The sequence below is a fragment of the Mycobacterium sp. ITM-2016-00318 genome (assembly GCF_002968285.2).
Taxonomy (GTDB): domain Bacteria; phylum Actinomycetota; class Actinomycetes; order Mycobacteriales; family Mycobacteriaceae; genus Mycobacterium.
In genome coordinates this window covers 332,578-346,231 of sequence record NZ_CP134400.1, presented here as the reverse complement: position 1 = coordinate 346,231, position 13,654 = coordinate 332,578, and the positions used below count along the sequence as shown (strand labels likewise).

Here is a 13,654-nt window from a genome sequence, read left to right as displayed (position 1 = left end):
AACATGAAACGGATGTCCGTCGGCGCGGCGGTGGTTGGCATCGCCGTCGCCGCGGCGCCCGTCGCCGGCGCAGCGCCAGTCCCCCAGCCGGGCGCCTCGTGCGCACCGGCCGCAGCAGGCGCGATGACTCAACTACCCGACCGGATGACGTTTCTGGAGTGCCGAAATCAGGGTGGTGAATTTCGTTGGCTCAGTCCGGATTCCCCGTACCCGAACAGTGATCGCTGGCTGACCTACGGTCCTCGGCTGACGCTGCATGGCGAGGGACAGCGTAATCGCGAGATCGATTCCGGTGATTGGGTCGCCTACCCCCAAGCCGCCGACAGTCGGTGCGAGGCCGCGCAACTGGACAACACGGCCGCGGGCGAGCGAACGCCACCGCAGGTCTCCATGAGCGAGCCCGGAGAGCCGTTGACGCTTCGGGTGCTGCCGATGCTCTTCACCGTCGAGTTGCGGGGTCACTGCCTGTGGCAGAAGGTGCAATAACCGATCCGCAGAAAGTTCAGGGGCAGGCGGCCGGGGCGTCGTCTCGGACCGTGTGGTCCGCGGGCAGCGTGTAGGTCACCACCACGTCGGCGTCCGCGGGTCCGCGATTGGTGACGATGTGCGGAACACCGGCGGGAAGGAAAACCGTCTGACCCGACGAGTACGCGACCGGTATGCAGTTGCCTGCGGTCTGCACGAACACCGTGCCCTCGGTGATCACGGACTGTTCGGGCCCGGGATGGGCGTGCCAACCGCTGCTCGCACCGGGCGCCAGAGCGAGGCTCTGGACGTAGAACGCCGTCTCTTCCCCGTTGGTGACGATCGAGATCGGCGTGCTCGTCGTGCCCTTGGCCAGATCGGTGCGTTGGACGTCGCCCTCGGCAGGGGTGGCCGCCGCGGCGCCGGACGAGATGAGCGCCGTCACCGCCGCTGCGGCCGCGGACGACACGACAAAGCTGCTCTTCACCATTCCCCGATCGTAGGAAGGGAACGGGTGCGGCTTCGCGTTTTGGTTACTATTCCGACGGTTCGGTGTCGTCTGACCCGTCGGCGATGTCCGGTGACGGGTCCAAGACGCTGACCGCGATCCCATAGGGGAGGAAGCGCACCTTGCGCGTCGGGTCGGTGTTGTTCTTGTTCGCCCGCAGCGCGTCGAGTTCGCTGGCGTACACCTCTTCGACGTGGGCCTTGCCCTCGTCGTCCACGGTGTAGATCGACCACACCCCGTCGCCGGTCTCGCCGGTGGTTTCCGGCTCGTGTCGCTGGCGGCGGGAGAACTCGTCGAAGAGCACGCTCCACCCTTGGCGCTCGCCGGTCATGTCGAAGACCTTGCCGATCGCATCGCGCAGTCCCTCGCCGGCCTCACGGATCACTCGATCGAAGTCGTCCGGGTCGAAGCCGAACGGCCCATTGCTACTCATTCGTCCATTGTGCGCTTCCGCACGAGAGTCCAGTGATTCCCCTGGTCATCGCGTCGATACGACAGGTCGCTACCCCCACGGACCCTGCGGATACACGGGCGGCTGGTACGCAGGCGGCGGTGGCGGTCCTTGATTGGGCACCTGGATCGGGACCGGCACCGGCACGAAGGGAACGTTGATCCACGACGTCGTCATCGGCGGAGTCGTACTGGTCGTCGTGGTGGTTGTCGGTGTCGTGGTCGTCGTTGTCGGCGATGTGGTGGTCGTGGTAGGCGACGTCGTGGTGGTCGTTCTCGTGGTCGTGGGCACCGTGGTGGTCGGAGTCTGGGGCGGAGGCGGCGCCTCGCTGGTGATCGTCACCGTTTCGGGCGGCGGCGGTGGCGGTGGTGGCTCCGGCGGCGGCGGTTCGGGGTTTTCCTGCTTCGGTGGCGCGGGCGGCTCGAGCTGGGGCTGCTTGGGCTCCGGCGGCTTCGGCGGGTCCGCCTTCGGCTCCTGTGTCGCCCTCGTACTCTCGGTGGCGCTGGTCAGTGCGTACGCCACACCACCGACGGTGACGATGGCGATGACGGCCGCCATCCCGATTCCCAACACGGCCATGCGGTGCCACGGCCGGCGCGGCTCAACGTAGTCCACCTTGCCCGTCGCCGGTGAGTACTCGATCACCGGCCGAACGTCGGAATTCGTTACCAGATATGGGTTTTCACCGGTGTAGGGAACTAGCTCCTCGCCGCCCTCCTCCTGCGACCACGCCAAGGCGCGGAACGTCGCCGAACCCGGCGCATCCAGGCCGGGCCCGTCATAGACCGGTCCCGCTGCAGTCAGATCTGTGGCGGCGGCCGCTGCGCCCGTCGGCGCCTCAGCGCCGAGAGCGGTCGCCGCGTTGGCGCCGGTCGGCGCATCGGCGTCGGCCCCGAACGCGGCGAACAGCGCCGCGCCAACGGCCGCATTGAGAGCGGGCTGAGGCGTCGTCACCACGGGAAGCTGGGTGTGCTCGGAAAGGCGTTGTGTCACAAGCGGTATGTTGGCGCCGCCGCCGACGATCGCGACCGCGGCGAGGCCCGCAGGCGATGTGCCGTTGCGCTCGGTCAGCTCATCGAGTGCGGCAACGACGCCGTCGAGCGGGCGTTGAATCAGCTCTTGCAGTTCCTCGCGGGTCAGCCGGATGTCGGCGCGGTGGCCGGGAAGGTCGAGGACGAGTTGTGTCGCCGTGTCGGCGGAAAGCCGCTCCTTGGCCCGCCGACACTCTGCGCGCAGCTTGGTGAGTGACTCGACCGCGGTCGTGCCCGCCGGGTCGGCCTTGTCGGCGAGGCTGTCCAACACGTGGGCCAGGAGTGCCTGATCGATCAGGTCTCCGGAGAAGTCCGGGTAGCGCACGGTTTCGCCGATCGGCGCGAACGAGGCCGCGGCGTCGGCCAGCGTGATGCTCGTGCCGCTTCCGCCGAAATCGAGCAGTGCCACCACGCCGCCGGCGGCGATGCCCGGGTTGGCCTGCAGGGCCGTCAGTGCGGCGACGGCATCGGAGACGACGCGAACCTGGTCACCGCTTCGCGAGAGCTGCCTGCTGCTGGCCAGTGCGCTGCGGAACGCCCAGATCGTCGTCGGACTCCAGTGCGCGGGTACCGCGATCGCGACGTCCGGCGACGGTCCGCCGCCCACCTCGACCATCGCGTCGAGGGCCTGCATCAGTAGCTGTTCTGCGCGATAGCTGGTGCCATCGGGCGTCACCAGAGGGACGCGATCGCCGACGCGTTCGACGAAGCCGCTTATGGTGCCGCCGGACTTCGCGAGGGTCAGCATCGAGCGGCGCGTCACAGGTTGATTGCCGACACGCGCCGCGACCAGGTTCGTTGTCCCTACCGACAACCCCAAGGGGTCGCTCATAACGGCCCACACCCTAGCTCTGCTGTGCGCCGATACCGCTCAGACACTCCGTATGCAGCCCGTTTGAACAACGTTCGGCCAGCATGCTTTTGGTGGCTCGAGTTTTCATCACCGTGACGCAGGGTACTGCCAGTGCCATGACTTCGTTGTGGCTGGCCGACCGGGCGAACCAAGCATCGCCGCCGAGCGCTTTGCCGGAGGCCGACCGCCAGGCCGACATCGTGGTGGTCGGCGCGGGGATCACCGGGCTGATCACGGCCGTTCTGCTGGCGCGGGCAGGCAGAAGCGTCATCGTGCTCGAAGCGCTGACGCCCGGCGCGGGCGCAACCGGCAACACGACGGCCAAGATCAGCCTGCTGCAGGGCAGCAAGATGTCGAAGATACTCGCCAAACACAACGTGAAACGCGCTCAGCAGTACGTCGAGGGCAACCGCGAGGGTCAGGATTGGCTCATCGGCCACTGCGAGTCGCACGGCATCTCGGTGCAGCGCGAGGACGCCTTCACCTATGCGCAGTCCGAGCAGGGCATCGCGTCGGCACGGGCCGAACTCGAGGCGTGCGAAGCGGCGGGCCTACCCGTGGAGTGGGTCGAGGACGCCAACGTCCCGTTCCCCTTCAGCGGCGGCGTCCGCATGCCCGACCAGGCGCAGTTCGATCCGATGCCGTTGTTGGACAGCCTGATCGTCGAGCTCGACGAGCGTGGCGGACGCCTTGCGCAAGGCGTTCGGGTGCAGAAGGTTTCGGGCGAGGGCGACAAGCTGGCGATGCACGTGCGCACGACCGACGGCGATGAGTTCATCGTCAAGGCGGACCAATGCGTGCTGGCCACCGGCATTCCCATCCTCGACCGCGGCGGGTTCTTCGCGCGTCTCAAGCCGAGCCGGTCCTACTGCATGGCCTACCGGGTGCCCGGTGACATCACCAGCGGCATGTACATCTCCGCCGATTCCCCGACGCGGTCTGTCCGGTATGCGCCGACGAACGAGGGCCAGCGTCTGATCGTGGGCGGCGCAGGACATCCGGTCGGCCACGAGAAGCATCCGGCCTCTTCGGTGCAGGAGCTCGACGCATGGGCCAAGAAGCACTATCCGGGCGCGATGCAGACGCATTACTGGTCGGCGCAGGACTATTCGCCGATCGACGAGCTGCCCTACGTCGGACCGATATTGCCGGGCAACGACAAGATCTTCGTCGCGACGGGTTTCGACAAGTGGGGCATGACGAACGGGTCGGCGGCGGCGCTCGCGCTGGCGAGCCGCATCCTCGGCGGCCGGATGGACTGGGCCGAGGCGTTCGCCAGCTGGAGTCCTCACGAGCTCTCGGGGATTCCGAAAGCCATGCAGCTGAACGCCGAGGTAGGCCTGTACCTCGCCAGGGGATGGATCACACCGGTGACCCGCACCCTCAGTCGCACACCCGAGGAGGGTGGCGTCGTCAGCGGACCGCCATGGCAACTCGAGGGGCGCGCGGTCGTGGACGGTGTGGAGCACAGGGTGTCGCCGGTGTGTCCACATCTCGGCGGCATCGTGAACTGGAACGACGCCGACGAATCGTGGGAGTGCCCATTGCACGGCTCGAGGTTCGCACCGAACGGCAAGCTGCTGGAAGGTCCTGCGACCAGGGATCTGACTGCCGCTCAGTAGTATCCCCGGCATGGGCGATATCGACGAGATCATGCGGGTGAAGTACCGGTACCTGCGTGCGCTGGACACCAAGCGCTGGGACGAGTTCGCGGACACGCTCACCGAGGACATCGTCGGCGACTACGGGAGCTCGCTCGGCGAGGAACACCACTTCACCGATCGCGACTCGCTCGTCGAGTTCATGCGCACGTCGATGCCCGCGAATGTGCTGACCGAGCACCGGGTGACACATCCCGAGATCGACGTCGAGGGCGATGACGCCACCGGCACCTGGTACCTCCAGGACCGGGTGATAGTTCCCGATTTCAACTTCATGCTCTACGGCGCCGCGTTCTACCACGACCGCTATCGGCGTACCGCCGACGGCTGGCGGATCAGCGCGACCGGGTACCAGCGCACGTACGAGGTCAACATGTCCACCGAGTCCATCACCAACTTCAAAGTGACACCCGGTGAGGCGCTGAATATTTAAGCGTTCTGGGTGACGGCGATGAGCGCGCCCGGCTGCAGCCAGCGCATGATTTCGACGAGGGTGCCGTCGTCGATCGCGACACAACCCGCGGTCGGTCCCCCGTCGGTGGCGTGCAGGAAGAACGCGCCGCCATTGCCAGGGACGCGCTGCTTGTTGACACCCATCACCACGGCATGCACGTACTGCGGGATGTCGAGGTTCTCGGTGCCACTGGCCGGATCGGTGTTGAACGGACACTGCGCCTTCTCGCACACCTGCATGGTGTTGTAGGTCGGGCTTTTCATGTCGCCGTCCCACCAGTGGTTGGAACCGACCTGGACGTATTGCAGTCCGCCGCCGGGGTTCGGCGCGGTGCCGAATGCGAAATCGAGGGTGAAGATGCCCATCGGGGTCTTCGCCTGGCCGTCGTGAGTCTGTGGGGCCATGCCGTTCGAGCCGACGAACGCGGGAATACCGGTTTTCACCGCCTGCCAGCCGGCTGTGGTGCGTTGAAAGACGTCGATCTTCGCCGACGAACCACCGGCTCCCACGACGGAGATGACCTGTGTCGCATTACCCACCTTCGGGGCGAACCACGGCGTGTAATCGGCCCGGCTCACCGGCGAGCTCACCGCCGCCACCCCAAGGGACAGCGTTGCGATCAGCACGAGCAGCGATCGGCGCACGCGCCCATGGTCGCACACGATCAGGTCGTCGCCCGGTAGCTCGCGGCCGCAAAGGTTTGGCATCTGTCCACTACGGATAGGTAGGCGTCATGCTATTCCGTCGAAACCTAGAGGGGCTGCGCGGCCTGACCCAGATCGGTCAGGGCCTCGGCACCCTCGACCGCGAGGTCTTCGAGGCGGTCGCCGAGTCGCCCAGCCCGCTGCTCGACTCAAGCATGCCGCGTCTGAGCCGGGCTGCCGATCACTCAAAGCTGTGGTTCGTCATCGCCGCCGGGCTCATCGCGACGCGACACAAGGCGTCCGCCCGGGGCGCCATGCGCGGGGTCGTGAGCCTCGGCATGACCAGCCTGGTGACCAACCAATTCGCGAAGCGAGTGTGGAAGCGGCCGCGGCCCAGCCGCATCCTGGTGCCCTTGGCGCGGCAGAGCAGGCGCTTCCCGACGTCCAATTCTCTGCCGTCCGGGCACTCGGCGAGCGCCGCCGCATTCGCAGTGGGGGTCGGACTCGAGAACCCTCCGGTCGGCTTGGGCCTGGCCCTGCTCGCAGGCCTGGTCGGCCTGTCGCGCATCGCCGTCGGCGCGCACTACCCAGGCGACGTCTTCGCGGGCTTCGGAATAGGAGCAGGTATCGCTGTGCTCGGCGGCCGGATCGTGCCACCCGTCACGCCTACCAAGATCCCCACCGCCGATCCCCTGCGTGTCACCACGCTGCCGCGACCCACCGGAGCGGGCGTCGTGCTGGTGATCAACCCGGCGTCGGGCAGCGGGACGGGGGCGCGCGTCGTCGACGAAGTGCGCGAAGCCCTGCCCAAAGCCGAAATCATCGAGCTCGGCGACGACGACGACATCGAGGAGGCGTTGCGGGAAGCAGCCGAACGCACCGAGGTACTCGCCGTCGGCGGCGGCGACGGCACCGTAGCGTGCGCGGCAGGCATCGCCGTCGAGCACAAGATTCCACTTGCGGTCTTCCCGGGCGGCACCTTCAACCACTTCGCCAAGGACATCGGCTGCGACAGTGTGGCCAAGACGGTCGAGGCGATCCGACGCGGCGACGTGTCGTGTGTCGACCTGGTGTGCCTCAACGACGACCACATCGTCGTCAACACGGCCAGCATCGGCGCCTATCCGCGGTTCGTGCAGACACGCGAGAAGCTGGAGCACAAGATCGGCAAGCCGCTCGCAGGCCTCTACGCGATGTTCCATACCCTGCGCCGTGACGAGCCCGTGAGAATCTCCTACGACAACAAGACGCTGCAGACGTCGCTGTTCTTCCTCGGCAATTCGACATACCTGCCGTCTGGCTTCGCGCCGTCACGACGCACACGGATGGACGACGGCCTGATGGACGTTCGCATCCTGGAAACCGGCAAAAGGTTCAGCACTCTGCGCATCGTCGGCGCGCTCGCCCTTGGTCGACTCACCCGCAGCCCGCTCTACCACGAGATGCGGGTTCCCGAGTTCGCATTCACCGCCGTGGACGGGTGCACTGAGTTGGCGCACGACGGCGAGATCGGCACCGCGTGCGACGAGGCCAGGTTCAACGTGAAGTACCGGGCGCTGCCGGTATTTCGTCCGCTTCCGTGATCGGTGCGACGGGCGGCACCGAAAGCACGCACACCACCAACCACACGTAACCCAGCGCCCAACCGGCCAGCACGTCGGAGGGGTGATGCACGTTGAGCACGACGCGTCCGGCGCCGATCACCGCCACCACAACGACGCCGGTGACGATGAGTAAGACGCGCGTCGGCCTGCGTACGAGGGGCAGCGCGATCATCAGGAGCGCAGGAACGGCAACCATCAGTCCCAGCGCGTGCCCCGAGGGGAACGACAATCCCCATCCGGGCACGAACGCCTCGATCGGTCGCGACCGGTTCGCGGCCGCCTTGGCTGCTTCGGTGATCAACCCGCTGAGCTCGATGCTGATGACGAGGAACAGCGCCGTCCGTAGGTTGCGTCGCAGCAGGGCAAAGGCGATCACGAGGAGGGTGACGAGCCGGAACGCAATCGGCCCGAGGACCGTGCACAGAACGTCCCACCGGGCGACCCAGCCGGGGCGGTCGACTCCGAAGTCGTGAAGGGGCTCGAGGGCGAAGCGGTCCAGGGCATCGATCCACGGCCACTGCGCAACGAAGCCGACCCACAGCAGCACGTACAGCGCCAGCGCACATGCCGCGGAGCCGATCAGCCATCCCTTCCGCGGTGCCACCCCCAACGAGTACCACGCGGCGGCTACGGTGCTGGTATGGCTGTTTTCCTGCGCAAGCTGATGCGCATCGGCGGCTTGCCCGATGACCTGCGCAACCAGGTCGACGCCGAAGGCATCATCTACCTGGTCGAGTACGTTCCGGTGACCCGGCGCTTCAGTGGATCGGTGCCCGGCAAGAGGGCGAACGCCAACATCGCGAGCTACGTCGGCTCGCTGGCGATTTCCTCGCAACGCGTGCTGGCCACCCTGTCGTCGGTGCCGAAACTCGCCGGCCGCACCATCGACCAACGGTGGGACGCGGAGCAGACCGGCCCGGCGAAGGCCGACATCTCCGATAGCGGTCTGCACATCGAAGTCGACATCGGCGAGGTCGACCCGAAGTTCGACGGTCGTCTCTCGCTGAACTACAAAACCGACATCGGTGAAGACGTCCTGATGCGGCTGCCCCGTCGCTCGCTCGCGTTCGAGGTGCCCCCCGAGTACGTCCTCCGGGCGGTCGGCGTGCCACCCGGGGGCTGACAGTGGAGCCGCGGGCGGTCGTCGAACAGTTCGTCGTCGCGTTCGGCGAAGGACGGCTGCAGGACGCGTGGAGCCTGCTGCACGACGACTTCGTTGTTCACGCCGCGGGGGGATGTCCCCTACAGTGGCGATTACGTTGGCGCACAAAGTTTCCTACCGTCTGACATTCACGTCGCGCGCGTCGGGTCAGAGCGTCGAGATGGGTATGACCGAAATGTTCACTGTGCGTGGTGCACTGGTCGCCGAACTCGACGTGTACTACAAGAATCCTCTGCGGATGCTGCTCTGCTGAGCTAGAACGGTGGGGGTTTGTTGCGTTCGGCGACGTGGGGGTCGTTGAGTTTGCGTTCTGCTGCTTTGGCTTTGGCAGTGTTGTGGGCGCGTGTGTGGCGGCGTTTGGGCATCATCACCGCGCGCCCGAAGGTGTGTTGGGTGGTGGGTGGGTCGCCGGTCCACAATGTGGCGGGTCGGTTGGCACAGCTGGGGGAACAGGTGCAGGCTGCCCGGGTGGGTGGCGTAGGTGTGTCCGGTCGGGCTGGTCCAGATGATGGTGCCACCCATCATTGGCGAAAGCCACAGGCTGTGACCTCGGTGATCGGCTCTTTCCTCGCGCTCCTCGGCTTACACTGCCGCAATGTTCTCGGAGACGCGCTATGCCATGAACGGGCACTTGCGCGTCGCCTACCGCGCGTCGCCTGAGGGTGAGCGTGACATCGTGATCGTGCCGAACTGGTTCACGTGCTGTGAGGTCTTACCGGAGCTGCCGTCCCTCCAAGGCTGGGTCGAGGCGATGAATTCGCTTGGTCGACTTATCTTCTTCGACCAACCGGGCACGGGAGCCTCCGACCCCGTCACACCGGGCGCACTCCCGACCCTGGAGCAATGGGCCGACAGCATCACCGCAGTGCTCGACGACCTCGGGAGTCCCGAAGCGGTCCTGCTCGCGAGCCCCGGAGCGCTCCCGACAGCGGCGCTCTTCGCAGCGTCACATCCGTCCCGCACCGCCGCGCTCGTCGTGCTCGAGGGCTACGCCGATCCGATGGCTGAGCGCACTGATGGGTTCGCTCCCGAGGAAGCGATCGCTGCCTTTGTCACCGCGTGGGGCACGGGGGGATGGCAGCATCTCATCAATCCGGACATGCCGTGGAACGAGGAGATCCGCGCAACCTGGGCCCGAGAGGAGCGCCTGGCGGCCAGCCCCGCGACTGTAGCTCTTGTGATGCCGCTCGTGTTCGAATTGGACGTGCGGGCGGTACTGCCGACAGTCCGCGTGCCGACCCTGGTCATCCAGCACGCCGAGGACCCGTTGATCCCGCCCGAGTGGGGCAAGGACGTCGCTAACCACATATCAGGCGCGAAATACGTCGAACTCTCAGGGCGCAATCTTTACCACTTCGTCGAACCATGGCGACCGTCCTTTCAGGAGATCGCCGAGTTCCTCACCGGCGCGCAGGCCGACGTAGCCGACGACCGTGTCCTCGCGACGGTGCTTTTCACCGACATCGTCGATTCGACGCGGCGCGCTGCGGAGATGGGTGACCGTGACTGGCATGCGCTTCTCGACGCGCACGACGCGATAGTCCGGGCGCAGCTGGCTCGCTTTCGAGGCCGCGAAGTGAACACATCGGGAGACGGCTTCCTGGCGACGTTCGACGGCCCGCAGCGAGCCATCCGCTGCGCCATGGCAATTCGCGACGCGGTGCAGGCCCTCGGTATCCAGGTGCGCGCCGGCTTGCACACCGGTGAGTGCGAAAACCGTGGCGAGGATATCGGCGGCATCGCGGTGCACATCGGTGCACGCGTGGGCGCCCTGGCCGGGCCGAACGACGTGCTCGTGTCCAGCACGCTGCGCGACCTCGTGATCGGGTCAGGACTCGAATTTGAGGACCGCGGCGGGCACAAGCTCAAGGGCGTGCCCGGCGAGTGGCGAATCTTCGCCGTCGCGTCGTGAGCAGCACAAACGCTGCCGACAGGCAGCCCTCGACTCTTCGCTCGGCATAGACTTCCGCAATGTTCTCGGAGACGCGCTACGCCCCGAGTGGGGACTTGCGCATCGCCTACCGCACCTCGCGCGAGGGCGCGCGCGACATCGTGTTAGTCCCGAATTGGTTCACGTGCTGCGAGGTTCTTCCGGAACTACCGTCCCTTCAGGGGTGGGTCGAGGCGATGTCATCGCTCGGTCGGTTGATCTTCTTTGACCAGCCGGGCACGGGTGCATCCGATCCCGTCACGCCCGGGGCGCTGCCGACGTTGGAGCAATGGGCCGACAGCATCACCGCGGTGCTCGACGACCTCGGGAGTCGCGAAGCGGTTCTCGTCGCGTCGGACTTCGCGTTCGCGACCGCTGCGCTGTTCGCAGGCACGCATCCGTCGCGCACCACCGCCTTGGTCGGGCTCGACGGTTATGCGGATGCGGGCGGAACCGCATTCGTTCGAGACGAAGTTCATGCCGCGTTTGTCCGTATGTGGGGCAGTGGGGAGATTCAACACCGGGGTAATCCGGACATGCCGTGGAATGAGGAGATCCGGGCAACGTGGGCTCGAATGGAACGTCTGGCGTTGAGCCCAAGGACGCTCGCCCTCATGTTGCCTCTCGCGATGGAAATGGATGTGCGGGCTTTGCTTCCGACAGTCCGTGTGCCGACTCTCGTACTCCAGCACGCCGACAGCGTCGTCACCCCGCCCGCGAAGGGCAGGTACATCGCCGAACACATACCTGACGCGAAATACGTTGAGGTGTCGAGCCGCAACAGTTACCACTTCGTCGAACCCGATTGGCGTACGTCGTTTCGGGAGCTAGCCGAGTTCATCACTGGCGAACGGGCCGATGTGGCCGATGATCGGGTGCTGGCGACGGTGTTGTTCACCGACATCGTGGACTCGACGCGGCGGGCGGCTGTGTTGGGTGATCGCGACTGGCGTGCGCTGCTCGATGCGCACGACGCCGTGGTGCGGTCACAGCTGGCCCGGTTTCGCGGCCGCGAGGTGAACACCTCGGGTGACGGCTTCCTCGCCACCTTCGACGGCCCGCAGCGGGCGATCCGCTGCGCCATGGCAATCCGCGAGGCCGTGGAGGCGCTGGGTATCAATGTCCGTGCCGGGTTGCACACCGGTGAGTGCGAGGTGCGCGGCGAGGACATCGGCGGCATCGGTGTGCACATCGGCGCACGCGTGGCCGCTCTGGCCGGAGCGAACGACGTGCTCGTCTCGAGCACGCTGCGCGATCTGGTGATCGGGTCGGGACTGGAGTTCGAGGACCGCGGCGCCCACGAACTCAAAGGCGTGCCCGGCCAATGGAATCTCTACGCCGTCGCTTAGAAGGGTGGGGGTTTGTTGCGTTCGGCGACGAGGTCGTCGTTGAGTTTGCGTTCTGCTGCTTTGGCTTTGGCGGTGTTGGCCGCGCGGGTGTGTCGACGCTTGGGCATCTTCATTCCGCGGCCGGCGACGGCTTCGACGACGGGCGGCTCACCTGGCCACAGTGTCGTTGTCGGCTCGCACAGTTGTGGGAACAGGTGCAGACTGCCCGGGTAGGTGGTGCGGGTGTGGCCGGTGGGTAGCGTCCAGACCACCGTGCCGTCGGGTCGTTGCTTTTCGCTCCAGCCGTTGAAGCCGACCCAGAACGTTTTGAGCATGTGGTGAAAACCGCATAGGCACTTCAGGTTCGACGGATGCGTCGGCCCGACCGGGTAGGGCACGGTGTGGTCGATCTCGCAGACCTGGGCGGGCTTGTCACAGTTCGGGTAGCGACACGTCAGGTCGCGGCAGCGCACGAACTCCGCCAGCTGCCGTGACGGGGTGTAGCGGGGTTCGGGTCGCGGGTTCCCACCGGGGTGGCGCACCTCGCGGATGGTGGCGCGCTCGAGGATGCCGCCGAGCAGCGGCGTCGGCAGGATCCCGCCGCCGAACACGTATGCCGGCGGCGCGGTGCACTGCTCGGCGTCGGCCTCGGCGTCGACCGCGGTCTCGGCGGGCTCGGTCGCGTTCTCGACAGCATCGGACTTGGCGGCGTTCACCGCATCAACCGATTTCTCGTCGGCCACGACATAGACGGTGGCGTTCTTGAGCGGTGCATCTCCTGTGGTGCCGCCGTGGCAGTCGGGTTCCCCGCACCGGCAGGCGAAGGCAGTGCCGTTGACTTTGGCGGCCAACGCGTGGGCGCGACGCTGATCCATCGACCGCACATCACCGTCGCACACGCTGTGCGCCATGTCCTCGACGCTCTGCTCCATCAACACCGCATCCGGAGAGTTCACCCGCGCCCAAATCGTGGTCGTCCCCGCCACATCAGACGGGCAGCCGAACTGCACGGTCTCCTCGGCGCCGGCCTGCAGGGTCCGGCGCAGCGCACCAGGGTCGTGTTCGTCGACCAGGGCGTCGATGGCTTCTTCGGTTTTCTTCACCGACAACGCTCCCCAGCGGGTGACCCGGTCGGCGAGTTCGGCGTCCACGGCGGCCATCGCGTCGTGGTCCTCGATGAGGTAGGTGCGCGACACGATCGCGCGCACCAACAAATCGCTGAGCAGCCCCGCCGCAAACAACGCCGCCACCCGAGGCAGCCGGTCGCGCAGCGCGACGCCGCGGTTGGTCTGGTGCAGCGCCATTCCTGAGCTGACACTCAGCACGGCGGCCAACTCAGCGGCCACCGCGGCGTCGGGGTCGATCCACCACCACTCCCGCTCCTGGGCACTAGACAGCCTGGTGCGGCGGGCGAAGATCTCGGCCATCACCGCCAACTTGCGCGCACCCGCCCCGTTCTCCGCACGCACCCAGCCACCGGCAGCATCAACCAACTCCGCGTCAGTCAACGACGCCACGTCAGCGATCTCGGGCACCGAACCATCGAACATGCTTTCGAATTTA

The 13,654-nt window shown here is 66.6% G+C and carries 14 protein-coding genes; 8 read left to right on the top strand and 6 right to left on the bottom strand.

Annotated features, from left to right (window positions below; genetic code table 11):
• Positions 1 to 3 precede the first annotated feature (3 nt).
• A complete protein-coding gene (locus tag C6A82_RS01640; RefSeq protein WP_233217029.1) occupies positions 4 to 486 on the top strand; it encodes a hypothetical protein in 483 nt (160 codons plus the stop codon).
• Positions 487 to 502: 16 nt separating this feature from the next.
• Here C6A82_RS01640 and C6A82_RS01635 read toward each other — a convergent pair whose 3' ends face one another.
• The 3 genes from C6A82_RS01635 to C6A82_RS01625 all read right to left on the bottom strand — a co-directional run bounded on the left by C6A82_RS01635 (position 503) and on the right by C6A82_RS01625 (position 3,287).
• Positions 503 to 955, bottom strand: a complete 453-nt coding sequence (locus C6A82_RS01635) for a cupin domain-containing protein (RefSeq protein ID WP_105346891.1) — start codon at positions 953 to 955, stop codon at positions 503 to 505.
• A 46-nt stretch (positions 956 to 1,001) separates the two neighbouring features.
• Complete coding sequence (locus C6A82_RS01630) at positions 1,002 to 1,406, bottom strand: hypothetical protein (protein ID WP_105346890.1); 405 nt, start codon at positions 1,404 to 1,406, stop codon at positions 1,002 to 1,004.
• 69 nt (positions 1,407 to 1,475) lie between these two features.
• Positions 1,476 to 3,287, bottom strand: coding sequence for an Hsp70 family protein (locus tag C6A82_RS01625; RefSeq protein WP_105346889.1), 1,812 nt, complete (start codon positions 3,285 to 3,287; stop codon positions 1,476 to 1,478).
• 137 nt (positions 3,288 to 3,424) lie between these two features.
• Here C6A82_RS01625 and C6A82_RS01620 point away from each other — a divergent pair, with 137 nt between their 5' ends.
• Positions 3,425 to 4,930 carry an FAD-dependent oxidoreductase gene (locus C6A82_RS01620; RefSeq protein ID WP_105346898.1) on the top strand — a complete coding sequence of 502 codons (1,506 nt, stop codon included), beginning with the start codon at positions 3,425 to 3,427 and terminating at the stop codon, positions 4,928 to 4,930.
• A gap of 10 nt (positions 4,931 to 4,940) precedes the next feature.
• A complete protein-coding gene (locus C6A82_RS01615) occupies positions 4,941 to 5,402 on the top strand; it encodes a nuclear transport factor 2 family protein (protein WP_105346888.1) in 462 nt (153 codons plus the stop codon).
• Here the strand turns inward: C6A82_RS01615 and C6A82_RS01610 are convergent.
• Positions 5,399 to 6,130, bottom strand: coding sequence for a L,D-transpeptidase family protein (locus C6A82_RS01610; RefSeq protein ID WP_142406000.1), 732 nt, complete (start codon positions 6,128 to 6,130; stop codon positions 5,399 to 5,401). The two genes, C6A82_RS01615 and C6A82_RS01610, sit on opposite strands and share 4 nt — an antisense overlap.
• A gap of 26 nt (positions 6,131 to 6,156) precedes the next feature.
• On the opposite strand from C6A82_RS01610, the gene C6A82_RS01605 reads away from it, so the two are divergent.
• Positions 6,157 to 7,650 (top strand): bifunctional phosphatase PAP2/diacylglycerol kinase family protein, encoded by a 1,494-nt coding sequence (locus tag C6A82_RS01605; RefSeq protein WP_105346887.1) that lies wholly within the window; start codon positions 6,157 to 6,159, stop codon positions 7,648 to 7,650.
• On the opposite strand, the gene C6A82_RS01600 is transcribed toward C6A82_RS01605, so the two are convergent.
• On the bottom strand, positions 7,604 to 8,275 hold the full coding sequence (locus tag C6A82_RS01600) for a phosphatase PAP2 family protein (RefSeq protein WP_105346886.1): 672 nt from the start codon (positions 8,273 to 8,275) through the stop codon (positions 7,604 to 7,606). The two genes, C6A82_RS01605 and C6A82_RS01600, sit on opposite strands and share 47 nt — an antisense overlap.
• 36 nt (positions 8,276 to 8,311) lie before the next feature.
• Between C6A82_RS01600 and C6A82_RS01595 the strand changes: the two genes are divergently transcribed.
• The 4 genes from C6A82_RS01595 to C6A82_RS01580 all read left to right on the top strand — a co-directional run bounded on the left by C6A82_RS01595 (position 8,312) and on the right by C6A82_RS01580 (position 12,112).
• On the top strand, positions 8,312 to 8,794 hold the full coding sequence (locus C6A82_RS01595; RefSeq protein WP_105346885.1) for a hypothetical protein: 483 nt from the start codon (positions 8,312 to 8,314) through the stop codon (positions 8,792 to 8,794).
• A 136-nt stretch (positions 8,795 to 8,930) separates the two neighbouring features.
• On the top strand, positions 8,931 to 9,086 hold the full coding sequence (locus C6A82_RS01590; protein WP_158261656.1) for a hypothetical protein: 156 nt from the start codon (positions 8,931 to 8,933) through the stop codon (positions 9,084 to 9,086).
• Positions 9,087 to 9,428: 342 nt separating this feature from the next.
• Positions 9,429 to 10,745: an adenylate/guanylate cyclase domain-containing protein gene (locus tag C6A82_RS01585; RefSeq protein ID WP_105346884.1), complete on the top strand. Its 1,317-nt coding sequence runs from the start codon at positions 9,429 to 9,431 to the stop codon at positions 10,743 to 10,745.
• 59 nt (positions 10,746 to 10,804) lie between these two features.
• Positions 10,805 to 12,112: an adenylate/guanylate cyclase domain-containing protein gene (locus C6A82_RS01580; protein ID WP_105346883.1), complete on the top strand. Its 1,308-nt coding sequence runs from the start codon at positions 10,805 to 10,807 to the stop codon at positions 12,110 to 12,112.
• Here C6A82_RS01580 and C6A82_RS01575 read toward each other — a convergent pair.
• Positions 12,109 to 13,641 carry an HNH endonuclease signature motif containing protein gene (locus tag C6A82_RS01575; RefSeq protein ID WP_105346882.1) on the bottom strand — a complete coding sequence of 511 codons (1,533 nt, stop codon included), beginning with the start codon at positions 13,639 to 13,641 and terminating at the stop codon, positions 12,109 to 12,111. The two genes, C6A82_RS01580 and C6A82_RS01575, sit on opposite strands and share 4 nt — an antisense overlap.
• Positions 13,642 to 13,654: the final 13 nt, after the last annotated feature.

Bases quoted from the DNA above. Each gene is read 5' to 3' on its own strand.
- C6A82_RS01640 (WP_233217029.1), top strand. From the start codon at position 4: ATGAAACGGATGTCCGTCGGCGCGGCGGTGGTTGGCATCGCCGTCGCC.
- C6A82_RS01635 (WP_105346891.1), bottom strand. From the start codon at position 955: ATGGTGAAGAGCAGCTTTGTCGTGTCGTCCGCGGCCGCAGCGGCGGTG.
- C6A82_RS01630 (WP_105346890.1), bottom strand. From the start codon at position 1,406: ATGAGTAGCAATGGGCCGTTCGGCTTCGACCCGGACGACTTCGATCGA.
- C6A82_RS01625 (WP_105346889.1), bottom strand. From the start codon at position 3,287: ATGAGCGACCCCTTGGGGTTGTCGGTAGGGACAACGAACCTGGTCGCG.
- C6A82_RS01620 (WP_105346898.1), top strand. From the start codon at position 3,425: ATGACTTCGTTGTGGCTGGCCGACCGGGCGAACCAAGCATCGCCGCCG.
- C6A82_RS01615 (WP_105346888.1), top strand. From the start codon at position 4,941: ATGGGCGATATCGACGAGATCATGCGGGTGAAGTACCGGTACCTGCGT.
- C6A82_RS01610 (WP_142406000.1), bottom strand. From the start codon at position 6,130: ATGCCAAACCTTTGCGGCCGCGAGCTACCGGGCGACGACCTGATCGTG.
- C6A82_RS01605 (WP_105346887.1), top strand. From the start codon at position 6,157: ATGCTATTCCGTCGAAACCTAGAGGGGCTGCGCGGCCTGACCCAGATC.
- C6A82_RS01595 (WP_105346885.1), top strand. From the start codon at position 8,312: ATGGCTGTTTTCCTGCGCAAGCTGATGCGCATCGGCGGCTTGCCCGAT.
- C6A82_RS01585 (WP_105346884.1), top strand. From the start codon at position 9,429: ATGTTCTCGGAGACGCGCTATGCCATGAACGGGCACTTGCGCGTCGCC.
- C6A82_RS01580 (WP_105346883.1), top strand. From the start codon at position 10,805: ATGTTCTCGGAGACGCGCTACGCCCCGAGTGGGGACTTGCGCATCGCC.
- C6A82_RS01575 (WP_105346882.1), bottom strand. From the start codon at position 13,641: ATGTTCGATGGTTCGGTGCCCGAGATCGCTGACGTGGCGTCGTTGACT.